Origin of the sequence: Mesorhizobium sp. M1006, assembly GCF_040318825.1 — a bacterium.
Classification (GTDB): domain Bacteria; phylum Pseudomonadota; class Alphaproteobacteria; order Rhizobiales; family Rhizobiaceae; genus Mesorhizobium.
The window spans coordinates 93,686-118,512 of record NZ_JAMYMZ010000005.1 but is presented as its reverse complement, the minus strand read 5'-3'; the positions used below and the strand labels follow the sequence as shown (position 1 = coordinate 118,512).

Below are 24,827 nucleotides of genomic sequence, written 5' to 3'. Positions count from 1 at the left end.
ACACATGCGATTCGGCATTTACTGGAAGGCAGTTTCCGAAAAGCTCCTGAGTTTGCGCGAATGCAGTCGGTCCATCGGCATTTCAGCCAGCTTCTCCATCGCCCTGATGCCGATGGTCAGGTGCTGCGCTACTTGCCGCTTGTAGAACTCGGTCGCCATGCCCGGCAACTTCAATTCGCCATGCAGCGGCTTGTCGGATACGCAAAGCAGCGTGCCATAGGGCACCCGGAAGCGGAAGCCGTTGGCGGCGATCGTCGCCGATTCCATGTCGAGCGCGATCGCCCGCGACTGCGACAGCCGCTGGACCGGCCCGCGCTGGTCGCGCAGCTCCCAATTGCGGTTGTCGATAGTGGCGACGGTGCCAGTGCGCATGATGCGCTTGAGATCATATCCGGAAAGCCCGGTGACCTCGGCGACCGCTTCCTGCAGAGCCACCTGGATTTCGGCTAGCGGCGGGATCGGCACCCAGACCGGAAGATCGTCGTCGAGGACATGGTCTTCTCGTACATAGGCATGGGCCAGCACATAATCCCCGAGCGCCTGCGTGTTGCGCAGGCCGGCGCAATGGCCGAGCATCACCCAGGCATGCGGCCGGAGCACCGCAATATGGTCGGTGATCGTCTTGGCGTTGGAAGGCCCAACGCCGATATTGACCATGGTGATGCCGCCATGATTCGGCTTCTTCAGATGATAGGCCGGCATCTGCGGCAGGCGAGGCGGCGCAGCACCCTCACCGGGCGCGCCGTCCCCTGCTTTGGTCACGATGTTGCCCGGCTCGACGAACTCGACATATCCATCACCGCCATTGGCCATCAATTCGCGTGCACGGGCGACGAATTCGTCGATGTAGAATTGGTAGTTGGTGAACAGCACGAAGTTCTGGAAATGCTGGGGACTGGTCGCCGTATAATGCGACATCCGGTGCAGCGAATAGTCGATGCGTTGCGCGGTGAACGGCGCCAGCGGCCGTGCCTCGCCCAATGCCACTTCGAACGTGCCGTTGGCGATCTGGTCGTCGGTGCCGTCGAGATCCGGCACGTCGAACAGGTCACGGATCGGCCGTTTGATGCGCTCGGCAGCAGTCCCGTCGACATGCGTGCCTTCGAGGAAGGCGAAATGCAGCGGGATGGGAGTGGTCGATTCCGAAACCGTGACGGGAACGCCGTGGTTGCGCATGATCAGCCGAAGCTGTTCGGTGAGGTAGCTTTCGAAAAGAGCAGGCTGGGTGACGGTGGTTGAGAAATGCCCCGGCGTCGGCATGTGGCCATAGGCCTGCCGCGAGTCGATTTGCGTGAAGGAACTCGTGGTGACGCCGATCTCCGGATAGAAAGCCCGGTAGCGTTTGTTGTTGTCGCCGCCCGCGGCGAGCGCGGTAAATGAATCGCGCAGGAACTTGGTGTTGCGGTCGTAAAGCACCTGTAGGGCGGCGACCGCCTTCTTGGCGTCGTTGAAGCTCTGCCGGCCAAACGGCTCCGGCGTGACCACCGATTCAATGGCTTGGGGATAGATTCGCTTTTCCATGACCCAATATAGAGAGTTGGACGCGCGGTTGGGAGGGGGTAAGGCGGCCTCAATACGCGCTGTCGGCGTTTTTCGGTCTGCTAACCGCGCTGCAGGCTAACCAGCAGCACAAAGCCGAGGCCTGACTTCCTCAACGCAGGCGCCTCGATCGTCGAGCCGGCATTGGTGCGCATCGTCGGCACGGCCAGTACCGGTACCGAAAGAACAGTCAGGATGAGCGCCGCGCGCGGCAGCAGCCGAAGCGTCTTGAGGGTGTTGGCGGCGAGGCGGTTCATTGGCGTTTTGCTTTTCTCTAAAGGTTCAGCTCTTTGTCGTTTCAGTGGTGAAGATGGTTCAAGCAACCGAGTCGGCAGGAACTGGCGACGTCCCAGGAGCGGGACGGCCGGCCGGCTTCGGCGACAAGGACGGCGAACAACATGCCGAACAGACTCATCAGCAGGCAGACGATGGTGAAGCGGCGGGCAAGCATTGCGCGGTGTCTCCTTCAACACGCATGACAATGCCTTGCCCCGGCTGAACCGGCTCTGATCCCGGCGTTCATCTGCGGTTCAAAAATGGTTGATGATCTCTGAGAGGGTCCGCTGTGAGTGCAGCGACCCATGGCGACACCATGGCTGCGAGACCGATAACATGAAAACGGGGCCGACTGGCCCCGCTCACCCCGGCAGGAAGGGCACGATCAGAGCTTGTGCCAGGTCTGGCTCTTGCAGATCAGCCCGCCGAGCACGCAGCCGCTCATCTTGAGAGAACTGCCGGAAAGCGAAGCCTTGCCCGAATAGGTCTTGTCGGTTTCCGGGTCGGTTATCGTGCCGGCATATTTGTTGTCGCCGGCAACCTTCAGTGAACCGATGTTCTTGCCGGCAAATTTGCCGGATTTGAGCGTAATCGAAAATGCCCCGCCGCCACCCGAAATGGCGGCAGTCGATCCGGCTTGCGTTTTCCAATTGCCTTCGATCGGATCGGCCCATGCCGCGCCGGTCATCATTATTGCGGCCGCGAGGGCCAGGCTCACTTGTCGAAACATGTCTTTCCTCCCTCAGGTAAGTCCAATCGGGCTCCGTCCCGGGTGTCTGCCCCTTACGCAAACGTAAGCTAGTCCAGCTCCCGGAAAAACAAAAGCGGTGCCGCCACGGAAGGGTTGCGGGTTTTTGCCCGCTCCCGAACGGCCGCGCCGGCGAAAAATGAAACGGGCCGCACACGTCTTTGTCTTCTGTGGTTAGCGGAGTCTTGATCCGCGCCTCGCAAGTTTTCTTCAAATCTTGTGCAAACCGGCGCGATTGCTGGCTTTGTATCCTTAACGAATTTTCGTGTTTACCTCTTGTTTTAGCTTTGTTTTCCTCAAATTAAGCACGCCATTTAACGACGGATTCAAGCCTCCGGGGCATTCTCGAAAGCATCGAAAGAGCGGCCGCCCCCGACGGTAATCAAGGACACCGAGGGACATACGGAGACAGCTCTCGGGAGCCAGAACAGGGGATTTGAAATGGCACGTTTTGAAATGCTTGAAGCCGGCTTCGGCGCCATGGGGGCAACCGCCCAGGCCGATATTCTTTTCGAGTTGGGCATGATGTATGCGACTGGCCGCGATTGCGAGACCGACGTCGTCGCCGCCCACAAATGGTTCAACATCGCCGCGATCAAGGGTTCGGCCCGCGCCGCGGAACTGCGCTCCGAATTGTCTGCCGCCATGTCGAAGGTCGAGATCGCCAAGGCGCTGCGCGAAGCTCGCGAATGGATGACGATGCACTGAATTCGCCGGCATCGACCTCACAAGGGGTACTGACCTCACGACAGGGACGCTTCGGGTCAAGGCCGCGCAGAGGGCCGGGCCCGAAAAATCAAGGCCGCGCAAGACGGCCGGGCCAACAAGATCAAGAACACGGCGGACGAGCCGCGCCATAAACCGTACAAACAGGGAAGGCGAGCGGATCCTGGTGTGGATACCTCGGGAACTCGATGAGAAAAGCTGCGACCGGCCGGAACAAGGCTGGCGCGGCTTTGTCTTTGGAACAGCGCATTACAGGCCCAATCGAGCGCCGACGATGCGTCTAGACAGCTCCGGTGAAGGATGAAATTCTCCCGCCATTCTGGAAGAGGCGCGGCCGGGATGGTCGCGCGAGAGTGGAGGAGTTGTGTCACCATGAAGAAATTCAGTATTTTCAGCGCAGCCATATTTGGCCTGATGATGACCGCGCCGGTCGCCTTCGCCGATGACATCACCTTTTCGGTGGTCGGACCGATGACCGGTCAGCTTGCCAACATCGGCGATCAGTTTAAGCAAGGCGCGCAAGCCGCCGCCGACGCGATCAACGCGGCGGGCGGCGTCGACGGCCGCCAGATCAAGCTCGACATCGAGGATGACCAGTGCGATCCGAAGCAGGCGGTTTCGGTCGCCAACCGCGTCATCGCCAACGGTGTCAAGTTCATCGATGGCCACGCCTGCTCGGGCTCCAGCATCCCGGCCTCCGCTGTCTACGCCGAAGCCGGTGCGCTGATGATGAGTCCGGCTTCCTCGAACCCGGTGTTGACCGATGCAGCGGCGAAAGCCGGCTGGCCGACGATCATGCGCCTCTACACGCGCGACGATGCGCAGGGCGCTTTCATCGGTCCCTGGATCGCCAAGAAATATGCCGGCAAGAAAGTCGTCATCCTGCACGACAAGAGCGCCTATGGGCAGGGCGTGGCCGATGCCGTGAAGGCAACGATGAACCAGAACGGTCTCAATGAAATCCTCTACGAGGGCATCAACGCTGGCGAGAAGGACTATTCCGCTCTTGTTACCAAGCTCAAGGAGCTGAAAGCCGACGTCGTCTATTTCGGCGGCTATCACCCCGAAGCCGGCCTGATCCTGCGCCAGTCGGCGGAGCAGAACCTCAAGTTCCAGTTGATCATGCCGGACTCGATCGCTTCGCCGGAATTCTGGCAGGTTGCCGGTCCGGCCGGCGAAGGCACCATGTTCGTCTTCCCATCGAATCCGCAGGCGAAGCCCGAAGCCAAGGAGGCCATCGCCAAGATCAAGGCCGGCGGCTTCGTGCCTGAGGGCTTCACGCTGTTTTCCTATGCGGTGATCCAGGCCTTCGCCGAAGGCATCAAACGCGCCGGCAGCGACGATCCGGCAAAAGTCGCCGAAGCGTTAAAGAACGGCCAGCCGATCAGCACGGTTGTCGGCTCGGTCACCTTCGACGAGAAGGGCGACCTCAAGAACGCGAGCTACGACATCAACCAGTGGCATGACGGCAAATACGCGCCGATCCAACCGTGATGGCCGCGGCGCCGCAAGACGCGCTGCTGTAATCGAACATGGCCGGGGGTCAAACCCGGCCACATTTTTTTTGGCGACGCCTTTGTCACGCGTTCGAGATCACTTCGTGGATAGGGAAACAGCAGTCAACTGAGGTTCCTCGACAAAGCGAACCAGCACGGTGCCGTCGGTTACCTGCGCGCCTTCGGCAGCAATCTCGGCGATAACCCCGTCATGGGGCGCGGCAATGGTGTGCTCCATCTTCATCGCCTCCAGGATCAGCAGCGGCTGGCCCTTGATCACGGACTCGCCTTTGCCTGCACGCACCAATTTGACCAGGCCGGGCATTGGAGCGCGCAGGCTGACGGAAGCGGCGGCGGCTTCGTCGGCTCGGGCCAGCGGATCCGGCACGGCAAAACCGTAGCCGATGGCGCCATCGAAGACCGTGACGTGGCCCGGCCAGCGGGCGAGGCGAGGCGCCGCGCGGAGATCCCGCGAATTGACGCTGTCATAGGGCGCATCCAGCGCCACCTCGAACCGCCCGTCCGGCCGCACCGACACGCGCGCGCCGATCTCCTGCTCGCCAAACTTCAGCAGGGTGCTCCGCGCTACAGCGTGGAAATGCGCATAGCCGGCCAGTGACGACCAGGGATCGTCCGAGGACGGCAAGTCGCGCGCACCGGACGCGGCAAGTGCCGCGGCGGCAATCGTCTCACCGCTCGGCGGCGGAACCGCCGTCAACGCCTGCTGGTGCCTGGCGATCAGGCCGGTATCGACATCGCCCGCCGCAAAATCCGCATCAGCGGCCAGCGCGGCAAGAAAGCCAGTGTTGACCGTCGAGCCGGCGATTTCGGTCTGCGACAGTGCCGTGCCAAGCGCGATGAGCGCCGTCCGTCTGTCCTTGCCATGAACGATCAGCTTGGCGATCATCGGATCGTAGAACGGCGAAATCGCATCGCCAGCGCGTACACCGGTTTCGACGCGCATGGTCGCACCCTCCGGTGCCGGCTGCGGAAATTTCAAATGGTGCAAGGTGCCGGTCGCCGGCAAAAACCCTCTTGCCGCGTCCTCGGCATAGATGCGCGCCTCGAAGGCGTGGCCGGAGAGCGCGATCTCGCTCTGCGTCTTCGGCAGTTTTTCGCCGGCGGCTACCCGCAACTGCCACTCGACCAGGTCGATGCCGGTAACCATTTCGGTGACGGGGTGCTCGACCTGCAGACGGGTGTTCATTTCCATGAACCAGAAACGGTCGGCCTTCAGACCTTGCGAGGCATCGACGATGAACTCGATGGTACCGGCGCCGGAATAGTGGATTGCCTTGGCGGCTTTCACCGCCGCCTCCGTCATCGCCTTGCGCAGTGCCGGCGTCATGCCGGGGGCAGGCGCCTCCTCGATCACCTTCTGGTGGCGGCGCTGCGCCGAGCAGTCGCGTTCGTGAAGATGCACGGCGTTGCCGAAATTGTCACCAAACACCTGCACTTCGATGTGGCGCGGCTTGTCGACATATTTTTCCACCAAGACGCGGTCGTCACCGAACGCGGCTTTCGCCTCGCGCCGCGCGCCCGACAGTGCTTCCGAAAAATCATCGGGATGCTCGACGCGCCGCATGCCTTTGCCGCCGCCGCCGGCGCGCGCCTTGATCAGTACGGGGTAGCCTATCTCGCGCGCCTTGGAGGCGAGCAACACGATCTCCTGCGCTTCGCCGTGATAGCCCGGAACGACAGGCACGCCGGCCTTTTCCATCAGCCGCTTGGCCGCGTCCTTCAGTCCCATGGCACGGATCGAGGCCGCCGACGGCCCAATGAAGATCAGCCCCGCCGCGACCACCTGGTCGACGAAATCGGGGTTTTCCGAAAGAAAGCCGTAGCCCGGATGGATGGCCGCGGCACCTGTGGCCAAAGCCGCCGCGATGATCTTGTCGCCGCGCAGATAGCTTTCGTTGGCGGGAGAGGCGCCGATATGCACCGCTTCGTCGGCCATTTCGACATGCAGGGCGTGAGCGTCGGCGTCGGAATACACGGCGATGCTGCGCACACCCATTCTGCGTGCCGAGCGGATCACCCGGCAGGCGATCTCGCCACGGTTGGCGATCAGGATCTTGGCGAACATCGGGCCTCCACAGGCAGAGCTGCCGCCAACGGCGCGAATTCTCGTCACGCGAACTGCGGCAATGCCCTGCTTTGTAGTCTGGCGGTCAAAGGGTAGGCAAGGGAGGCCTGCCTACTTTGAGGCCGCGATTTCGCAAGCTCCCCCGGTCGTGACCCTGTAACGGTCGCGGGTGACCTGGCAGGATTTCATCGCCATATCCTCGGCAGCCTTTTGCGAGGGCGCATTCAAGCGCGAGCCGCACAGGATGTACAACGAACGCACCCGGGAATACGGAGTGGTCGCATAAGCTGAATGGCCGCTGGCCGCGACATAGGCCTTATATGCCTTGGTGCATGGCCGATCCGCGGTCGCCGGAAAATACGGGTAGAAGCGGACGTCGCCCTTGCTTCCAGCCAGCGATTCCGCCGCGCCGACATTGGGGCTCGAGATTAGAAGCAACCCGGTTATTAGCGAGAAGACTGCTTGTTTGACGCTTATAGATTTCATTTTTCCCACCCATTGAATATGTCGAAGGCCGACGAGTGTCGGTCTATTTGGAGGCAGCTATGGCGCAGGCCCCTGCAGTCGTGACCTTGTACTTGCTGCGCGCGGACTGGCAGGATTTCAACGCCAGCGCCTCGGCAGCCTTCTGGGATGTTGCATTCAGATAAGCACCGCAAATAGTGAATTCGGTTGCCCAGTTGAATGGCGTCATCGCATAGGCCGAGTGACCGCCAGCCGCCACATAGTCCTTGTAATTCTTGCCGCAGCCTCCGATTGTACCCGGTGCAAAATAGACCGGAAAGCGGCTGTCGCCCTTGCTTCCCGCCAGCGATTCGGCGGCGCCGACATTCGGTGCAGAGGCCACAAGCAGTGCAAGTACCGACATGGTTGCTCGCTTGATTGATAAAGATTTCATTGCCAAACCCATTTGAACCCCAAACACTGAAATATATTCGCCTACTTGGAGGCAGCGATTTCGCAGCCGCCGCCTGTTGTAACTCTGTAACTGTTGCGGGCGGCCTGACAGGATTTCAACGCCAATTCTTCGGCAGCTTGCTGTGACGGTGCATTCAAGCGCGAGCCGCAGATGATGTACAGAAAACGCACCCGGGAATACGGAGTGGTTGCATAGGCTGAATGGCCGCCGGCCGCTACATAGGCCTTGTAGGCCCTGGTACACGGATCCTTCGGGCTCTGCGGCAAATAGGGATAGAAACGGGTCTCGCCCTTGCTTCCCGCCAGCGACTCCGCTGCACTGATGCCAGGCGTCGCTAATATAAGCAACGCCGCAAGTATATGCGCAGTTGTTCTCTGAAAAACCCGCCGCCTCATCTTCGCCCAATCCCCATTGGTATTTGCGATGATCAATAGCCGTGATTCTTTCGTCTGGCCAGATCGAGAAGCAAAAAATAGTCTGGAGATGTGGTGGGTTGTCTCCCGCGCAGGGTCACACCCTGCCGAGTGCAGCGACGACCCGCTGATACAATTCGGCCGTCGGCTCGTCGAAGCAGCAGAAAATGACGGTTGCCGGAGCGATGTTCTGGCCGATGAAGGCGCTCACGGTCCCGACAGCAATTTGCGTCGCCTGATCCTTCGGATAGCGGTAGGCCCCGGTCGAGATCGCAGGAAACGCCACCGTCCGGCAGTCCTTTGCGGCGGCGATTTCGAGCGACCGGCGATAGCAGGAGGCGAGCAGTTCGGCTTCTCCTTTGCTGCCACCTTGCCAGACCGGCCCGACCGTATGAATGACGTAGCGCGCGGGCAGCCTGTAGCCCTTGGTGATTTTTGCGTCTCCGACCTTGCAGCCATGCAAGGTCCGGCATTCTGCCACAAGCTCGGGGCCGGCCGCGCGGTGGATAGCGCCGTCGACGCCGCCGCCTCCGAGAAGAGAGGTATTGGCGGCGTTGACGATGGCATCGACCGCCAGCTTCGTGATGTCGCCGGTTTGAATGCGAATCCTCTGGCCGATTTCGCTCATCTCACATCCTGAACACGCCGAATTTTGTCTCCTCGATCTCGGCGTTGAGCGCGGCCGAAAGGCTGAGCGCCAGCACCTCGCGGGTCTTGGCCGGGTCGATGATGCCGTCGTCCCAGAGCCTTGCCGACGAATAGAGCGGGTGTCCCTCGTGCTCGTACTTCATCAGGATCGGCTTCTTGAATTTCGCTTCCTCCTCAGCGCTCCATTCCCCGCCCTTGCGCTCGATGCCTTCGCGCTTGACCACGGCCAGCACCGTTGCCGCCTGCTCGCCGCCCATCACCGAAATGCGGGCATTCGGCCACATCCACAGGAAGCGTGGCGAATAGGCGCGTCCGCACATGCCGTAATTGCCGGCACCGAACGAGCCGCCGATGATCACGGTCACCTTCGGCACCTTGGCCGTTGCGACCGCCATGACCAGCTTGGCGCCGTCCTTGGCGATGCCGCCGGCCTCGTATTTTCGCCCGACCATGAAGCCGGTGATGTTCTGCAGGAAAATCAGCGGGATCTTGCGCTGGCAGCACAGCTCGATGAAGTGCGCGCCCTTCAGCGCGCTTTCCGAAAACAGCACGCCATTGTTGGCGACGATGCCGACCGGCATGCCGCTGAGATGGGCGAAACCGGTGACCAGCGTGGTGCCATAATTCTGCTTGAACTCATCGAACTCGGAGCCGTCGACGGTGCGGGCGATTACCTCGCGCACGTCATAGGGCTGGCGCAGATCCGTCGGCACGATGCCGTAGAGTTCATGTGGATCGTGAAGCGGCGGAATCGATTTCTGCAAGGCCAGGCTTACATTTTTGTTCCGATTCAGGTTTTTGACGATACGCCGGCATATGGCCAGCGCATGCTCGTCGTCGAGCGCATAGTGGTCGGCAACGCCGGAAAGCCTTGTGTGCACGTCGGCGCCACCGAGGTCCTCGGCGGTGACGTCCTCGCCGGTGGCCGCCTTCACCAGCGGCGGCCCGCCGAGAAAGATGGTCGCCTGGTTGCGCACCATGATTGTCTCATCCGACATCGCAGGCACATAGGCGCCGCCGGCCGTGCACGAGCCCATGACGCAGGCGATCTGCGGAATGCCGGCGGCCGACATGTTGGCCTGGTTGTAGAAGATGCGGCCGAAATGATCGCGGTCGGGAAACACCTCGTCCTGGTTGGGCAGATTGGCGCCGCCGCTGTCGACCAGATAGACGCAAGGCAGATTGTTCTGCAATGCGATCTCCTGTGCACGCAGATGCTTCTTCACCGTCAGCGGATAATAGGTGCCGCCCTTCACCGTGGCGTCGTTGACGACGACCATCACTTCGGTGCCTTCGACGCGGCCGATGCCGGCGATGAGGCCGGCCGAAGGGATGTCCTCGCCATACATCGACCATGCCGCGAACTGGCCGATTTCGAGGAAGGGCGAGCCTGTGTCGAGCAATTGGGCTAGGCGTTGCCGCGGCAGGAGCTTGCCGCGGGATTCGTGCCGCTCACGCGCCTCTTCCGAGCCACCGCGCTCGATGGCGGCGGCTTTTTCAGCAATATCGGCGACCAGCGCCCGCATGCGCCCGGCATTGGCGCGGAAAATATCGGAGGCGGGCGATATCTGCGAGGTGAGGGGGGCCATGGCGCTACCGGATCAGCTCGATCTTGCAGCCGACATCGAGGTCGCCCCAATCGCGATCAGCGGTGACGGCAATGGCATTCTCGCGAATTGCCAGCGCCAGGCAAGCCCGATCGCCCAGCGACAAGCCGCGATGCCGCGTCAATTGGCGAAGCTGCCCGGCGGCGATGCCCATCGCGTCGTCGAAAACGGCGATCGGCATGCCGAGACTGGCGAGGTCGTCCGCAGCCTGTTCCATGCTGCGTCCCTTGTCGATCAGCTTGGCGATGATTTCGGCCGCATTGACCGAACTGCATTGTGCATCCGGCGCGAACCCCAAAGCATTATCGGTGCCTTGCTCGTTGAGCAGGATTGCGAGCGCCGCCGAACTGTCCATGACATAGGGCTTCATTTCGCCCGCTTTCCCGTTGTCCCTTCGGCGTGAAGCCGGTCGAGACGCTTGTCGCTTCGGCGCTGCTCTTCCCGTCGCTCTTTCAGAAATTCGTCGACGACGCTTTCACCGGGCTGTTTCAACGCTGACAATTCGGCCTGGACGCGTCGCAGATTCTGCAGCCACGATCTTACCCGCAGTTCGCCGTTCTCGACATGCAGGATCATATCGTCGCCAGGCTTCACGCCCATCTCCTCGCGCATCGCGGCAGGGATGACGAAGCGCCCGCCCTCGCCAAGCTTGACACGCTCGCGTTTCGCCGGAGCACGAAGCTGTGGTTGGCGAGCGCCGGCATCGAACTGTGTTTGCGGATCTTCGTCAAATCCGGACTTTCCCGTTCTGCCCGCCATGGTCCACCTCGCCTGGATTGTGGCACATTACCCCATGTATGCCACATCGTGCGGCTTCTGGCAAAATCTCAAAAAGACGCCATCAGGCGCCCTCCGCCATAATTTCTCGTCCGATCAGCCAGCGACGGATTTCGCTGGTGCCGGCGCCGATCTCGTAGAGCTTGGCGTCGCGCAAAAGCCGGCCGGTCGGGTAGTCGTTGATGTAGCCGTTGCCGCCCAAAAGCTGGATGGCGTCGAGCGCCATCAGCGTTGCCTTTTCGGCGGCGAAGAGAATACAGCCGGCAGCATCCTTGCGGGCCGTCTCACCGCGATCGCAGGCGGCGGCTACGGCATAGACGTAGGCGCGCGCCGCGTTCATCGTCGCATACATGTCGGCGAGTTTGCCTTGCACCAGCTGGAATTCGCCGATCGGCTGACCGAACTGCCTGCGTTCATGCACGTAAGGTATCGCCACGTCGAGGCACGCTGCCATCAGCCCGACCGGCCCGCCGGCCAGCACGGCGCGTTCGTAGTCGAGGCCCGACATCAACACCTCGACGCCGCGCCCTTCCTCGTGCAGTACATTGTCGAATGGCACTTCGACATTCTCGAACACCAACTCACCGGTGTTCGAGCCGCGCATGCCGAGCTTGTCGAGCTTTTGCGCCACCGAAAAACCGGCAAAGGCTTTTTCGACGATGAAGGCGGTGATGCCGCGCGAATTGAGTTCCGGATCGGTCTTGGCGTAGACGACCAGCGTCTCGGCATCCGGCCCGTTGGTGATCCACATCTTGGTGCCGTTGAGCACATAGCGGTCGTTGCGCTTTTCGGCGCGCAGGCGCAGCGACACGACATCGGAGCCGGCACCCGATTCCGACATCGCCAGTGCGCCGACCTTTTCGCCGCTGCAGAGCGATGGCAGATACTTTTCCTTCTGCGCCTGCGTTGCCCAGCGGTTGATCTGGTTGACGCAGAGGTTGGAATGGGCGCCGTAGGAGAGGCCGACCGAGGCCGAGGCGCGCGAAATCTCCTCCATCGCCACGACATGGGCAAGGTAGCCCATGCCGGTGCCGCCGAAATCGGGATCGGCGGTGATGCCGAGCAGGCCGAGCCCGCCGAGTTCGGCCCACAGATGTGCCGGGAATTCGTTCGAGCGGTCGATTTCGGCGGCGATCGGTGCGATCTTTTCCTGGGCGAAGCGCCGCACCAGGTCGCGCAGCGCCTCGATGTCTTCGTCAAGCCCGAAGTTGAGCGTATGCATGTACATGCCGTTCCTCCCGGCGCACGATCCCGAAATCGGGATCATGCGCGAAATCAAGTTGCTAGAGCGTCCTTTGCGCGCCCGAATAGAGGCGCGGCGTCGTAGCTCGTTGACGCGCCATCGCTCTTTGCTCCAACAAGGCGCATTGTCATTGCCAGATATGTAGCGGTGACTTCGGCGATCGACAGCCGCTCGCCCGGCCGGAACCAGACAATGACGCCGGTCATCATCTGGATCAGCGCCATGGCGGTGAGCCCGGTGTCTTCGATGCTGAATAACCCCGCTTCGACGCCGTCGCGCAGGATGGCGCGCAGCTCCTTCTCGTAGGCCGTGCGCATGCGCAGGATCTGCGTGAGTTTTTCATGCGACAGGCTGCGCAGCTCCATGTTCGAGACATGGGTGGAGTGGCGGCGTTCGATATGGAAAGCGATGTGGTTTTCGACATAAGCGGCAAGCCGCGCTGCCGGATCAGCGCCGACAGGGCGTGTTGCGCGCCACGCCTCGATCAAGCCTTCCATATGCTCACGCATCAGCATGAACAGAAGGTCCTGCTTGGTCGGGAAGTAGCGGTACAGCGCCGCTGCCTGGACGCCGACCTCGGCCGCCAGCTGGCGCATCGACATCGCCTCGTAGCCGAGACGCGCAATCAGGCTGACTGCCGCCTCGCGGACCGCAGCTTCGGTCTTCTCTCCGTCGGAACCGGTCGTACGCGCCATGACAAGCCGCCTTTTCGCGGAAAATAAAACAAACGTTCAATTAATTCAAGAGGCGCGTCCGGGCAGGGCAATGGCTTCAGATTTGCTCTATCTGCACCCTCGAGAACTTTGTGCGATGGAAGCGAATGAGCAGGACCATGCCTTGCTAGGCAACAATCCTGAAATCGGCCGACATGTCGCGAGCCTCGATCTCCTCGACATCGACCTTCGAAACCGCTGCCCCTGGGGGCCCTTGCCGAAGCCGTTCGATCATTGCCAAGACCGCCGCATCGGTCCCTGCAATCAAGGCTGTCACCGAGCCGTCAACTTCGTTGCGCACCCACCCGCCAAGGCCAAGCGCCGACGCCTCGCGCCGCGCCCAGACCCGGTAGCTGACGCCTTGCACCTTGCCGTAAATGCGTACCTGCACAGTCCGGTCGGTCATCACGCTCTCCATCCTCTGAGGCGAGTCTGGCGCATCGCCGTGCAAATTCAACCGCGTTGCCGCCGGTCAGCCACATAGGGCGAAGGCTCTTCAATTCCCTCGCGCTGCCGCCAGCGCGCCAGGCAGTTCCTCGGCAAAGATGTCGAGCTCGTGGTCGAGGCCGACACTGACCCGGATGCAGCGGTCGAGAACCGGCACCATCGGCTTGCGGATGAAGACGTCGCGTGACAACAGCGCCTGCAGCACTTTCAGTGCGAAAGCGCCGTCGCGGCCGCAGTCGATGGTGACGAAATTGGTCGCCGAAGCCAGCGGCTTCAGCCCGTTCGCTTCGGCTGTTGCGGCAATGCGTCGACGGCCGGCGGCGACCCGCGCCACCACGCTCTCCAGCCAGGCCTGATCGGCAAGCGCCTCGACACCGGCGATCTGCGCCATGCGGCTGACGCCATAGTGGTTGCGGATCTTCTCGAAGTCCCGAATCACCTGGGCCTCGGCCACCGCATAGCCGCAGCGTATGCCGGCCAGCCCATAGGCCTTGGAGAATGTGCGCATGCGGATGACGTTCGGCCGCGCCATATCGATCGGCGGCAGCGCTGAGGCTGGCCCTAATTCGCCATAGGCTTCGTCGAGTACCAGCATCGTGGTCTCCGGCAAGGCTTCGATGAAGCGGCTGAGCTCGGCGGCTTCCCACCAACTGCCCATCGGATTGTCCGGATTGGACAGGTAGACCAGTGGCGCCTTTTCCCTGGCCACTGCCGCCAGCAGGCCGTCGAGGTTTTCCCGATCGTTCTCGTAGGGCACTGCGACCAGCCGGCCGCCGACGCCGGCAACATGAAAGTTGAAGGTCGGATAGGCGCCGCGCGAGGTCACCACCGCGTCGCCGGGCGCCACATACATGCGCGCCACCAGGCTGAGCAGCCCGTCTATGCCTTCGCCGATGACGACGTTTTCGGCGCCGACGCCGAGATGCCCGGCGGCAGCTACCTTCAAATCGTGATTATCGGGGTCGCAATACATCCACATGTCGCCGGCAATCTCAGCCATGCGGGCAATGACGCGCGGGGAAGGGCCAAAACTGCTCTCATTGGCGCCGATGCGGGCGCGAAAGGCGCGGCCGCGATCACGCTCCTGCGCCTCCGGGCCGACAAACGGCACCGTGGAGGGAAGCGCGTCGATGAGCGGCGTAAGGGGAGGGCGCAGGCGCATGATAGGGCTCGTTCGAAAGGGGGCCTTCTTGCTAGCCTGCCGGCTTGGCCTGCGCAAGTTCCGCGGCAGGCGGGAACGTCAGGCTGGATTCTCCCGGATCATTTTGCTAGCGAGACATGATGAGCAACCGACTGCCGCCCGCCTGGTCCAAACATATAAAGTCGCGCTCGGCGCCGAAAGTGGAACCGCCGAAAGCCAAACCATTGTCGCGGGCGCAGGCCGACGACATGCTGCTGAAACAGGCATATGACTTTCAGCAGGCCAAGCGGTTGGCCGAGGCTAAGGAACTGTGCCGTCGCGTGTTGGAGCGCACGCCCAACCATCCCTTGGCATTGTATATCATGGGCACGCTATTCATCGGGCTCGACGATGAAATTGCATTGCGATATTTGGCGTTAGCCGTCGGCGAGGAGCCTCGAAACCCCTATTACCACCTTAGTCTGGGTGAAACCTATCTGAAGGTCAGCGAATATTCGCCCGCAATCACGCATATCCAGCAGGCCTTGAAGTTGAAGCCGGATTTGCTGGAAGCGCTTTGCGCGTTGGGACGCGCTTACGTCGAATTCGACAAGGCTGACATAGCTCTGCCGCTTTACGAGAGAGCGCTCAAGATCAACCGCGATCATCCCCGCGTTCGGGCGGGATTGGCCAGCGCCCTCATCGGTCTCGGCCGCATGGACGAAGCCGAAATCTATCTGAAAGAGGCGATCGAACGTCGCATAGCCATGCCAGCCGCCTATAATGAGCTTGTGCGCACGCGCAAATTCACTGAAGAGCCGGCGGAACTTAAGTCCATCTTGCGCGAGCTTGGCAACCCAAAGCTTGACCCGGACAGTGCGATGACACTTCATCACGCTGCCGGCAAGGTGCTGAACGACCTTAAGCGCTACGACGACGCGATAGATCATTTCAAGAAAGCCAAACAGGTCGCCGGCTATAAGTTCGATCTGGAAGCCTATCGCCGCTGGGTCGACTCCACGATCGAGTTCTTCAACCCGGATATGTTGGCTGCCAAGGCGGGTTATGGAAGCCCATCGGAAGTGCCCGTGTTTGTACTGGGCATGCCCCGCTCGGGGACCACCCTGACCGAGCAGATTTGCGCGAGCCACCCGGATGTTCACGGCGCAGGAGAACTCAGCAAGCTAAGACGAACCGCAAATGCTATCGGCCTTACGAGGCTTTCGGCACAGGGCTTGGCCCAATCGATCGTGCCGATCACCCCCGACCTAGCCAAGATGCTGACCGAGGGGCACCTGTCCTACCTTCGTGAGCGTGCGCCGACCGCACTTCGCATAGTCGACAAAATGCCCCAGAATTTCGAACTGATAGGCCTCATAGGCCTTCTTTTCCCCAACGCGCGGATTATTCACTGTCGCCGCGACGCCATCGACAATTGCCTCTCATGCTTTTTCCTGAATTTCTCCAAGGGACACAGCTACATCACCGACCTGCAAACGCTCGGGCTGTATTATCGTGAATATGATCGCCTGATGCGACATTGGGACAAGGTTTTTCCGGGACGCATCTTCGAAAGTCGCTACGAGACGCTGGTTGCGGATCAGGAGGCACAATCGCGCCGTCTGATCGATCATCTTGGATTGCCCTGGGACGATGCCTGCCTGCGCTTCTTCGAGAATGACGGTTCGGTCAACACGGCCAGTCGCTGGCAGGTTCGGCAGCCCATCTACAACTCGTCCATCAAGCAATGGAAAAATTATGAGAGCAAGATCCAGCCGCTGATTGACGCCTTGGGCGACCTGGCCGAACTTTGAACAAGTAGGTGCGACAAGGCCCGTTAGAACGAGCAATGTAAGCGAAGCATGCCGCCGACGCCGGCAATATGAAAATTGAAGGTTGGGTTGGCGCCGAGCGAGGTCACCACCGCGTCGCCGGGCGCCATACATGCGCGCCACCAGGCTGAGCAGCCCGTCTATGCCTTCGCCGACGACAACATTGTCGGCGCCGACGCCGAGGGGAGGGCCCTCGCTAGCCTGCCGGCTCGCCTCGCGCAAGTTCCGCGGCAGGCGGAAACGTCAGGCTGGATTCTCCCGGATCATTTTGCTAGCGAGACATGATGAACAACCGACTGCCGCCCGCGTGGTCCAAGCATGTAAAGTCCCGTTCGGCGCCGAAAGTGGAACCGCCGAAAGTGAAACCGCCGTCGCGCGCGCAAGCTGACGACATGCTGCTGCGACAGGCGCTCGAACTTCAGCAAGCCAAGCGGCTCCCGGAGGCGGAAGAATTATGCCATCGCGTTCTCGCCCGCACGCCCAACCACCCGCTTTCGCTCTATATACTCGGCACGTTGGGCCTCGGTGTCGACGATGAGTTGGCTCTCAAATATTTTGCGCGGGCAGTAAGCCAGACGCCTCAAAATCCATATTTCCACCTTAGCCTGGGAGAGGCCGGTCTGAAACTTGGCGACAGCTTGCTTGCGATCAGGCACCTGCAGCGCGCCTGCGAATTGAAGCCCGATCTGGTGGAAGCGCTTTGCGGACTGGCGCGTGCCTACGTCAACTTCGACAGGGCCGAGATGGCTTTGCCCCTTTACGAGAAGGCGCTAAAGATCAACGGCGACCATCCCATGGTCCGGATTGGTCTGGCTGGTGCGCTCACCGGCCTCGGCCGCATGGACGAAGCCAGAGCCTATCTCGATCAGGCAATAGAACGTCGCGTCGATGTTGGGGCAGCCTACAATTACCTGGTCGACACGCAAAAGTTCACCGAAAAACCTGCCGAGCTCGATTCTATCCTGCGCGAATTGTCCAATCCCAGGCTCGAACCGGTTGCTGCATCGCAGCTCCATCACGCCGCAGGCAAAGTGCTGAACGATCTTGAGCGCTATGAAGAGGCGATGGATCACTTCAAGAAGGCGAAAAAGGCCGCTGGTCACGATTTCGACCTGGAGCACTACCGCCGAAGTGTCGATTCCATGATCGAGATATTCAGCCCGTCATTATTGGAAGCCAAGGCTGGCCACGGCAGTCCGTCCGAAGTGCCTGTGTTTGTGCTGGGCATGCCCCGGTCGGGGACGACGCTGACCGAGCAGATCTGCGCGAGCCATCCGGATGTCCATGGCGCCGGGGAGCTTACGAAGCTGCGGCGAATCGCGAACTCGATGGGCTTTAGAACACTGTCGGATAAAGACCTGCGCAATTCGATCATGTCGATGACGAGGGATCAGTCGAGGGCGCTGGCCGAAGAATACCTGTCCTATCTGCGCCAGCACGCGCCCGGCGCACTCCGCATCGTCGACAAGATGCCGCACAATTTCGAGTTTATCGGCGTGATCGGAATTCTCTTTCCCAACGCGCGCATCATTCATTGCCGCCGCGATGCCATCGACAATTGCGTGTCCTGCTTCGTCCTACATTTCACCAAGGACCACGGCTACAACGCCGACCTTGAGACACTCGGCCTATACTACCGCGAATATGATCGCTTGATGCGGCATTGGAATGAGGTCTTTCCCGGACGTATATTCGAAAGCCGCTACGAGACGTTGGTTGCGGATCAGGAGACACAGTCGCGTCGTCTCATCGATCATCTTGGATTGCCTTGGGACGATTCCTGCCTGCGCTTTTTCGAGAAGGACAGGTCGGTCAATACCCCCAGCCGCTGGCAGGTCCGGCAGCCGATCTATACATCATCGGTCAAGCGCTGGAAAAAATATGAGAGCGCAATTCAGCCGCTGATTGACGCCTTGGGCGATCTGGCTGAGATTTGAACAAGTAGATGCGCCCGATCGGCCGAGGTCGATCGTGACTTGCTGTCGAGATACATTGATCCGGTAGGCCAGCTCTTCAGATCGGCCCAAGTTTTTCTTTTGCACGAACAAGCGTGCGGAGCGAGCATTGCATTCGACCAGCCCTGCGATCGGCTGCTCAGCAGCAGCCTGCATTATGCGTCGAGAGTTGACAGCTGCGTCGCGCCGATACGAAAAACCCGGCGGTTGCCCGCCGGGTTCAATCTCAATCTAGCTCGGACTGTTAGAATGAGCGCTGGAAGCGGAGCATGCCGCCGACGCTGTCCTTGTCGTCGGCATTGGTCCAGTTGCGATCGTAGGCTTTGTCAAACTGACCGTCGCGGGCCCAATCGACTTCGGCAGTGATCGTGAGACCGGGAACGATATCGTAGGCAATGTTCGCAGCGACGCCGTAGTTTTTGTCATCGTCAGCCGAGGCCTGGAGATTGAACGAGGTCTTCTCGTTGATGGTGTAGGTGCCACCACCCCAGACTGCCCAGTTGCCGCCCCACTGCTTGTAGAAGTTGCGGTCGATGTTGTCGTCAGAGCCGTAGCCGGCCATGATGAACAGTGTCAGGTTCTGTATCGGCGTAACGTCGACGCGAACCTTACCGGCCCACTCTTCCCAGGTGCTGTCATAGGCGGCGACACCGGTGATCGAGCCCCAGCCCTGCGTGTATTTGATACCGCCGACAACATACGGGACATAGCTGTCGATGGAATCATTGCCGCTGTTGCTGTCTTGGAAAATGCCAGGATCAGCGGCGGCACTGCCCGAACCGGTTTCCAACGAAGCCACGGCCGAGAAGCCGTTTCCGGCATCGAAGTAATACTGGACGACGTTGGTGTCGAAGCCGCCGTAGGGGACCAGCGTATCCTGGATGACGTTGCCGGCGTAGCCGATGAAGGTATCGAACGCCGATTCGTCCTTACCGACGCGGAGACCGCCAAGCTGGACCCAGGCAAAGTTCAGCGAAACGCTCGTACCGCCATTGAAGTTGTCATCAAGGTAATCGTTGTGGTTACCCCAGTTGAAGCGTGTCTCGGTGTAGGTCTTCAAGGTGCCGAGCTCGGTTTCCTGGCCGGTCCAGGTCTTGAGCGTGAAGCGGGCGTGCTTGTAGTAGGTATCCTGCGAGTCGCCGTCCTGCTGATCGGTAGTCTTTGCACCGTCAAATGAGCCGACGTCACCGATGCCGATGTCATAGCGGACGTAGCCGCCGATGCGCAGGCAGGTCTCGGTGCCGGGGATGTAGAAGTAGCCGGCGCCGTAGACGTCGCAAATCTTGACGTATTCGGCGGGTTCCGGCTCGGCGACCACAACAGCGTCGGCGGCGCGCGCACCGGAGACCGCGACGAATGCCGCGGCTGAGCCGAGAAGAAGGCTCTTGATATTCATTTTCTGACCTCCAGTCAAAAGTTAAAAAACGGGTCTGGGTATTCTTTGCTGAAGGACAGCGTTCCCTGCCCCATCCCCACTACCGAAAAAGATGCGCACCGCGCCGCTCCTTCAAACCCGACATTACCCATGAGACGGCGGCGTTCAACCACGATCGTACCGGCAAAAGGTTTGTGTTGGCGCTATACCCCGGCGTTGTTGCACAAATGACACGATTTGGCCTCACTCCGAAAGCTCCCGTTAACCAACGGCCCTTCGCAAGCCGTTGCAAACCGCGGATTCCGGCGATGGTCGGCCCGAAATGTGACCATGGCCCGAGTCGCGAACCAGGGAATTGCCGTAGAATCGCCACATCGCCGCGCGGCGCTTTGGCGAAGGGTCGATTTTTCAAGGATAATAGCGTCAGCTTGTTGATTGTGCCGGCGCTTTTCTTTATCCACCGGCGCAACGGAGAGGTGGCCGAGTGGTCGAAGGCGCTCCCCTGCTAAGGGAGTAGAGGTCAAAAGCTTCTCGTGGGTTCGAATCCCATCCTCTCCGCCACCCCACGCCCTGCGGGCTTCGGGTGGCAGGCCACCCGGACCCGCATTTTGGGCGTAGGGTGTCGCCCGAAGCTACGAAGTAGCGTAGGGGGACCATGTGGTACGTCTATTTCCTGCAACTTCGTAACGGCGATGTCTACGTCGGGTCGACCAACGACCTTCGGCGCCGTTTCGAATCGCATCGATCAGGCTATGTGACTTCGACCAAGGCCTATCTGCCTGTAACTTTGAAGGCCTACATCGGGGTTGAAACCGAGGCCAACGCACGGCAACTCGAGCGATATTTCAAGACCGGTTCGGGCAAGGCCTTTGCGAGTAAACGTTTTTGGCCGACAGGGCCTCGCTGACGGCCTTAGGACCTATCTACTTGAAATATAAATAAAAACAAACCCAACGAGCTGTTTTTCGCCGACCTCCGTCCCGATTCTGACTGGAGGTCAGAAAATGAACATCAAGAGCCTTCTTCTCGGCTCCGCTGCGGCACTGATCGCAGTTTCCGGTGCGCGCGCCGCCGACGCCGTCGTCGTCGCCGAGCCGGAACCCGCTGAATACGTCAAGATCTGCGACGTCTACGGCGCTGGCTACTACTACATCCCCGGCACCGAAATCTGCCTGCGCATCGGCGGCTATGTCCGCTATGACATCTCCGTGGGCCAGGCTGGCTCGTTCGACGGCGCCAGGTACCAGGACCTGTCGGATGCCTTGGATGGTGAAGACAACGTCAACGACGGCTATTACAAGCAGGCTCGCTTCACGTTGAGGACCTACACCGGCCAGGAAACCGAGATGGGCACCTTGAAGACCTACACCGAGACCCGCTTCAACTGGGGAACCGGTTATCAAGACGTGCCTGGGTTCGACGAGCACTTTTCCAGGTTTGGTAGCAGAGGCGTTTCGCTGAATTTCGCCTGGATCCAGCTCGGTGGTCTTCGCGTCGGTAAGGACGAAACAGCCTTCAACACGTTCACCGGCTACGCCGGCAACGTCATCCAGGATACGATCGTTCCCTACGGCGGCTTCGACACCAATGTCGTCCAGTACTACTTCGATGCCGGCAACGGCTTCTCGGCCGTGGCGTCGTTGGAAACCGGTGAAGGCTTTATCCTTAACAGCGCCAATACTGCCATCACTCTCGGTCACGACTCGGTCGACAGCTATGTTCCGTATGTCGTTGGCGGCGTGAAGTACACGCAGGGCTGGGGTTCCATCAGCGGTGTTGTTGCCTATGACAGCAGCCTGGAAGAATGGGCCGGCAAGGTTCGCCTCGACGTGACGCCGATGCAGAACCTGTCGCTGTTCCTGATGGCCGGCTACGGCTCTGACGACAATCTCCCGCGCAACTTCTACAAGCAGTGGGGCGGTAACTGGGCAGTCTGGGGTGGTGGCACCTACACCATCAACGAGAAGACCTCGTTCAACCTGCAGGCGTCGTATGACGAAGCCAAGGAAGCTGGCGTCGCGGCCAATATCGCCTACGATATCGTTCCCGGCATGACGATCACGGCCGAAGTGGACTGGGCTCATAACAGCCACCACATCGATAGCGACTCGCTGCCTGGCTATGAATACAACTGGACCGGCATCCCGGCGGACAAGAAAAACGCCGTTGGCGGCTTCCTCCGCTTCCAGCGCTCGTTCTAAGGGCTGGACTTAAGGCAAGTGAAATCCAGCCCGGGCGCTTTAACGCCCGGGCTGTTTGTGTTTTCGCGACTGGTAGCAAACAGAAGGAAAAGGGGGTTCGGTAGCTGAACAGGGTTGTGGAACGATGTCGTTGGGATCCGCCAGTGGTGGATGAGATCGGCCGCAGCGCTTAAAACTCTTGAAAGGGCACCGCCAAGCAGGTAGGTCTAGGCCTATCCACTCGGGGGTGTGGCGAATAATGACGAACGATGCGATTCAAGAGGGAGGAACCTCTGATCATTTTTCGATGTTTTCTTCTCAAACTGCAAAGATAAAATACAGTTACAACAAGATACGAGAAGTAAAGTCGCATAGGATCGGAGAACTTTTTTCAGCATACCGGGATATACTTTGGGATGACGGGCGGCATAAATACAATGTCAGCTCCTTCATCGGCGAAATAGACGAGATCCTCCTTGGGGAGCGTTTCAGCGCCTTTGACCAAAGCACCCTCGACAATCTTATCGGCACCTTGCGCCAGCGCGGCAACAGCAACGCAACCATCAACCGGAAGATGGCTGCCCTCAGCAAACTGCTGCGCAAGGCTCACAAGATGGGAGATATCCACAGCCTGCCCGAGTTCCGCCGCCAGAAGGAGCGGGCGGGACGGATTCGTTTCCTCGAAAGGGACGAGGAGGCCCGGCTGTTCGCTGCCATCAAGAGCCGCAGCGAGGACGCTTATCGGCTTTCCGTCTTTCTCGTCGACACCGGTTGCCGCCTCGGCGAAGCGCTGGGTTTGATCTGGAACGATATCCAGGAGCACCGCGTCAGTTTCTGGATCACCAAATCCGGCCGCAGCCGCACCATTCCGATGACCGAGCGGGTAAAAGAGGTGATCAAGCTGCCGGCCACCGAGGGCCGCCGGCCCAAAGGCCCGTTCACCAAGCTCAGCCAGGCGCAGTTTCGCGCCATCTGGAACGATGCTAAGGCCGAAGTCGGGCTTGGCGCCGACGATCAGGTCGTGCCGCATATATTGCGCCATACTTGCGCCTCGCGTCTCGTCCAGGGCGGCATCGACATCAGGCGCGTGCAGATGTGGCTCGGTCACCAGACGCTGTCGATGACCATGCGCTACGCCCATCTGGCCACCAACGACCTCGATGGCTGCGTCACTGTGCTGGAGACGCCGCGGTGCAGTGGCGCGGACAGTGGCGGCGCAAGCGCTTTGTCTGCTCCACCTCCGGCAAGGCGAGAGCCAAAAAGCGAGCCGGCCGCAAGCAAGGCCCCAAAGCCCGCAAAGAGAAGCGCCAAATCCTGACGGATCTGACGTGAGACATCAGCCCGCTCAGGGTTGCGCTGCCCCTCATTGCCCTGCCGGGCATTTCTCCCCGTATAGCGACGGGGAGAAAGGCGCCCTTGCGAAAGATTTCGCTAATCCCCAGCGTTGCAGACACCTCCCTTCTCCCCGTCACTATACGGGGAGAAGGTGCCGGCCGGCGGATGAGGGGCAGCGCCGACATCGATAAAATTATTTCACCGCTAATTCCAACGGAACTATCAACGGCCGCCGGAATGCTTTGACCGACGCAAAACCTGCGCGTGAATTACTTCGCTCGGTCGAGCTTTACTTCTAACCACCCCGCTGCTCCGCCCGATCGAAAAAACCAGCGATCCTGCCCGGCAGGATCCCGGACTCCAAAAACGGTGCATGCCCCTGGCCGTCGGCAGTGATCGTCTCGATATCGGTATGGCGCGTCCGCATCTGCTCGAGCGTTTCGGCGGACAGCAGCTTCGAGTTGGCGCCGCGTATGACGAGCATCGGGATGGCCGCCAGCGCGTCGAACTGTGGCCAAAGATCTGGCAGCGGCCGGCTGGGATCGAGCCCCGCCAGCGTCTCGACCAGTTTCGGATCGAAATCGGGCAGAAATCCCTCCTCGGTCTCGCGGTAGAGGGCTGATGCCATCCGCTCCCAATCCGCATCGGTCAGCGTCGAAAAATCCGCGCCATGGGTGCCGCGCAGGCCGCGGACCACCTCCGCGTACGCCGTTGGCCTGGGCGCGGGGTCGAGATTGGAGCGGATATGGGCGAGACCTTGCGCCTCGATCACCGGGCCGATGTCGTTGAGGACGATGGCCTTCAGCACGGCCGGCCGCATCGCCCCGAGCACATGGATGATCAGTCCGCCGCGCGACGTCCCAATGAAGGCAGCCTCCTCGATGCTCAGCGCCGCCAGCCCGGCGAGAATATCGCCCGCTTCGATACCGACATTGTAATGGCCGATATCGGCATCGTAGGCGGACTGCCCGCGCCCGCGATAATCGAAGGCGACAACCCTACGCCTCGCCTGCGTCGATAGATAAAGCGCCAAATCGTGAAAATCACGGCAATTGCGGGTCAGGCCAGTCAGACAAACGACTGGCCAACCGCCGGGATTCGCTTCGCCGTAGATGCGGGCGTGCAGGGACAGCCCGTCCGGCGCGGCGTAGAAGAAATCGGAAAAACCCTGCTCGATTGGCATGTAGACTCCGTTCCTCTCACCGCCGGATCGCTTCGACTGCTACAGGCGAGGGGCAGGTAAGGTCAAAATAGGGAAGGCGCCGGCGTTGGAGGTCCCTCAACGGGAAGATTGGCTGCCATCGTCGCTTTCGCCAGGTTTCGTAGGATGCAGAAAGGCACTGTCCCCGAAGCTGCTGATCTCCCCCTCGTGGGGCAGGGCTATCGCAGGTG

At 60.6% G+C, this 24,827-nt stretch carries 25 protein-coding genes, 1 tRNA gene and 1 pseudogene; 8 read left to right on the top strand and 19 right to left on the bottom strand.

The window, feature by feature from the left end:
• Window positions 1-18: 18 nt before the first annotated feature.
• From NKH60_RS06630 to NKH60_RS06615, 4 genes are all read right to left on the bottom strand, one after another.
• The gene (locus NKH60_RS06630) at window positions 19-1,521 is read right to left on the bottom strand and encodes an AMP nucleosidase (protein WP_352540756.1); all 1,503 of its coding nucleotides are present in this window, start codon (window positions 1,519-1,521) and stop codon (window positions 19-21) included.
• Window positions 1,522-1,601: 80 nt separating this feature from the next.
• Window positions 1,602-1,796: a hypothetical protein gene (locus tag NKH60_RS06625; protein WP_352454349.1), complete on the bottom strand. Its 195-nt coding sequence runs from the start codon at window positions 1,794-1,796 to the stop codon at window positions 1,602-1,604.
• 41 nt (window positions 1,797-1,837) lie between these two features.
• Window positions 1,838-1,990 (bottom strand): hypothetical protein, encoded by a 153-nt coding sequence (locus NKH60_RS06620; protein WP_023677802.1) that lies wholly within the window; start codon window positions 1,988-1,990, stop codon window positions 1,838-1,840.
• 210 nt (window positions 1,991-2,200) lie between these two features.
• The gene (locus NKH60_RS06615) at window positions 2,201-2,545 is read right to left on the bottom strand and encodes a DUF2147 domain-containing protein (protein WP_023677801.1); all 345 of its coding nucleotides are present in this window, start codon (window positions 2,543-2,545) and stop codon (window positions 2,201-2,203) included.
• 459 nt (window positions 2,546-3,004) lie between these two features.
• Between NKH60_RS06615 and NKH60_RS06610 the strand changes: the two genes are divergently transcribed.
• On the top strand, window positions 3,005-3,271 hold the full coding sequence (locus tag NKH60_RS06610) for an SEL1-like repeat protein (RefSeq protein WP_010915070.1): 267 nt from the start codon (window positions 3,005-3,007) through the stop codon (window positions 3,269-3,271).
• 390 nt (window positions 3,272-3,661) lie between these two features.
• Window positions 3,662-4,783, top strand: a complete 1,122-nt coding sequence (locus NKH60_RS06605) for a branched-chain amino acid ABC transporter substrate-binding protein (protein ID WP_352871534.1) — start codon at window positions 3,662-3,664, stop codon at window positions 4,781-4,783.
• A gap of 99 nt (window positions 4,784-4,882) precedes the next feature.
• Here NKH60_RS06605 and NKH60_RS06600 read toward each other — a convergent pair whose 3' ends face one another.
• The 12 genes from NKH60_RS06600 to NKH60_RS06545 all read right to left on the bottom strand — a co-directional run bounded on the left by NKH60_RS06600 (window position 4,883) and on the right by NKH60_RS06545 (window position 14,800).
• The gene (locus NKH60_RS06600; RefSeq protein WP_352566152.1) at window positions 4,883-6,871 is read right to left on the bottom strand and encodes an acetyl/propionyl/methylcrotonyl-CoA carboxylase subunit alpha; all 1,989 of its coding nucleotides are present in this window, start codon (window positions 6,869-6,871) and stop codon (window positions 4,883-4,885) included.
• A gap of 111 nt (window positions 6,872-6,982) precedes the next feature.
• The gene (locus NKH60_RS06595) at window positions 6,983-7,357 is read right to left on the bottom strand and encodes a hypothetical protein (RefSeq protein ID WP_023677798.1); all 375 of its coding nucleotides are present in this window, start codon (window positions 7,355-7,357) and stop codon (window positions 6,983-6,985) included.
• Window positions 7,358-7,400: 43 nt separating this feature from the next.
• On the bottom strand, window positions 7,401-7,781 hold the full coding sequence (locus NKH60_RS06590) for a hypothetical protein (protein ID WP_245274740.1): 381 nt from the start codon (window positions 7,779-7,781) through the stop codon (window positions 7,401-7,403).
• Between the two features lie 29 nt (window positions 7,782-7,810).
• Window positions 7,811-8,185: a hypothetical protein gene (locus NKH60_RS06585; protein ID WP_352471111.1), complete on the bottom strand. Its 375-nt coding sequence runs from the start codon at window positions 8,183-8,185 to the stop codon at window positions 7,811-7,813.
• Window positions 8,186-8,300: 115 nt separating this feature from the next.
• A complete protein-coding gene (locus tag NKH60_RS06580; RefSeq protein WP_352616871.1) occupies window positions 8,301-8,831 on the bottom strand; it encodes an O-acetyl-ADP-ribose deacetylase in 531 nt (176 codons plus the stop codon).
• Window position 8,832: 1 nt separating this feature from the next.
• Window positions 8,833-10,440: a carboxyl transferase domain-containing protein gene (locus tag NKH60_RS06575; protein ID WP_352871531.1), complete on the bottom strand. Its 1,608-nt coding sequence runs from the start codon at window positions 10,438-10,440 to the stop codon at window positions 8,833-8,835.
• A 4-nt stretch (window positions 10,441-10,444) separates the two neighbouring features.
• Window positions 10,445-10,828, bottom strand: coding sequence for a type II toxin-antitoxin system VapC family toxin (locus NKH60_RS06570; protein ID WP_023677795.1), 384 nt, complete (start codon window positions 10,826-10,828; stop codon window positions 10,445-10,447).
• Window positions 10,825-11,217: an AbrB/MazE/SpoVT family DNA-binding domain-containing protein gene (locus NKH60_RS06565; protein WP_352616865.1), complete on the bottom strand. Its 393-nt coding sequence runs from the start codon at window positions 11,215-11,217 to the stop codon at window positions 10,825-10,827. Before NKH60_RS06565 ends, NKH60_RS06570 begins: the two co-directional genes overlap by 4 nt.
• Before the next feature lie 82 nt (window positions 11,218-11,299).
• A complete protein-coding gene (locus tag NKH60_RS06560) occupies window positions 11,300-12,463 on the bottom strand; it encodes an isovaleryl-CoA dehydrogenase (protein ID WP_352566160.1) in 1,164 nt (387 codons plus the stop codon).
• A gap of 47 nt (window positions 12,464-12,510) precedes the next feature.
• Window positions 12,511-13,173 (bottom strand): TetR/AcrR family transcriptional regulator, encoded by a 663-nt coding sequence (locus NKH60_RS06555; RefSeq protein ID WP_352540763.1) that lies wholly within the window; start codon window positions 13,171-13,173, stop codon window positions 12,511-12,513.
• A 145-nt stretch (window positions 13,174-13,318) separates the two neighbouring features.
• Window positions 13,319-13,597: an acylphosphatase gene (locus tag NKH60_RS06550; protein WP_352871528.1), complete on the bottom strand. Its 279-nt coding sequence runs from the start codon at window positions 13,595-13,597 to the stop codon at window positions 13,319-13,321.
• Between the two features lie 90 nt (window positions 13,598-13,687).
• Window positions 13,688-14,800 (bottom strand): pyridoxal phosphate-dependent aminotransferase, encoded by a 1,113-nt coding sequence (locus NKH60_RS06545; RefSeq protein WP_352871526.1) that lies wholly within the window; start codon window positions 14,798-14,800, stop codon window positions 13,688-13,690.
• 119 nt (window positions 14,801-14,919) lie between these two features.
• On the opposite strand from NKH60_RS06545, the gene NKH60_RS06540 reads away from it, so the two are divergent.
• On the top strand, window positions 14,920-16,572 hold the full coding sequence (locus tag NKH60_RS06540; protein ID WP_352566164.1) for a tetratricopeptide repeat-containing sulfotransferase family protein: 1,653 nt from the start codon (window positions 14,920-14,922) through the stop codon (window positions 16,570-16,572).
• 44 nt (window positions 16,573-16,616) lie between these two features.
• Here NKH60_RS06540 and NKH60_RS06535 read toward each other — a convergent pair.
• Window positions 16,617-16,767 (bottom strand): annotated as a pseudogene (locus NKH60_RS06535) (pyridoxal phosphate-dependent aminotransferase); the annotation flags it as partial.
• Between the two features lie 107 nt (window positions 16,768-16,874).
• Between NKH60_RS06535 and NKH60_RS06530 the strand changes: the two are divergent.
• A complete protein-coding gene (locus tag NKH60_RS06530; protein ID WP_352833202.1) occupies window positions 16,875-18,527 on the top strand; it encodes a tetratricopeptide repeat-containing sulfotransferase family protein in 1,653 nt (550 codons plus the stop codon).
• Between the two features lie 262 nt (window positions 18,528-18,789).
• On the opposite strand, the gene NKH60_RS06525 is transcribed toward NKH60_RS06530, so the two are convergent.
• Window positions 18,790-19,941 (bottom strand): porin, encoded by a 1,152-nt coding sequence (locus NKH60_RS06525; RefSeq protein ID WP_352616846.1) that lies wholly within the window; start codon window positions 19,939-19,941, stop codon window positions 18,790-18,792.
• Window positions 19,942-20,390: 449 nt separating this feature from the next.
• Here NKH60_RS06525 and NKH60_RS06520 point away from each other — a divergent pair.
• From NKH60_RS06520 to NKH60_RS06505, 4 genes are all read left to right on the top strand, one after another.
• Window positions 20,391-20,481: transfer RNA gene (locus tag NKH60_RS06520), tRNA-Ser, on the top strand.
• A 94-nt stretch (window positions 20,482-20,575) separates the two neighbouring features.
• The gene (locus NKH60_RS06515; protein WP_352833205.1) at window positions 20,576-20,827 is read left to right on the top strand and encodes a GIY-YIG nuclease family protein; all 252 of its coding nucleotides are present in this window, start codon (window positions 20,576-20,578) and stop codon (window positions 20,825-20,827) included.
• Between the two features lie 97 nt (window positions 20,828-20,924).
• A complete protein-coding gene (locus tag NKH60_RS06510; protein WP_352833207.1) occupies window positions 20,925-22,121 on the top strand; it encodes a porin in 1,197 nt (398 codons plus the stop codon).
• A gap of 238 nt (window positions 22,122-22,359) precedes the next feature.
• The gene (locus tag NKH60_RS06505; RefSeq protein WP_502898578.1) at window positions 22,360-23,418 is read left to right on the top strand and encodes a tyrosine-type recombinase/integrase; all 1,059 of its coding nucleotides are present in this window, start codon (window positions 22,360-22,362) and stop codon (window positions 23,416-23,418) included.
• Between the two features lie 312 nt (window positions 23,419-23,730).
• Here NKH60_RS06505 and NKH60_RS06500 read toward each other — a convergent pair whose 3' ends face one another.
• Window positions 23,731-24,618, bottom strand: coding sequence for an alpha/beta fold hydrolase (locus tag NKH60_RS06500; RefSeq protein WP_352871522.1), 888 nt, complete (start codon window positions 24,616-24,618; stop codon window positions 23,731-23,733).
• Window positions 24,619-24,827: the final 209 nt, after the last annotated feature.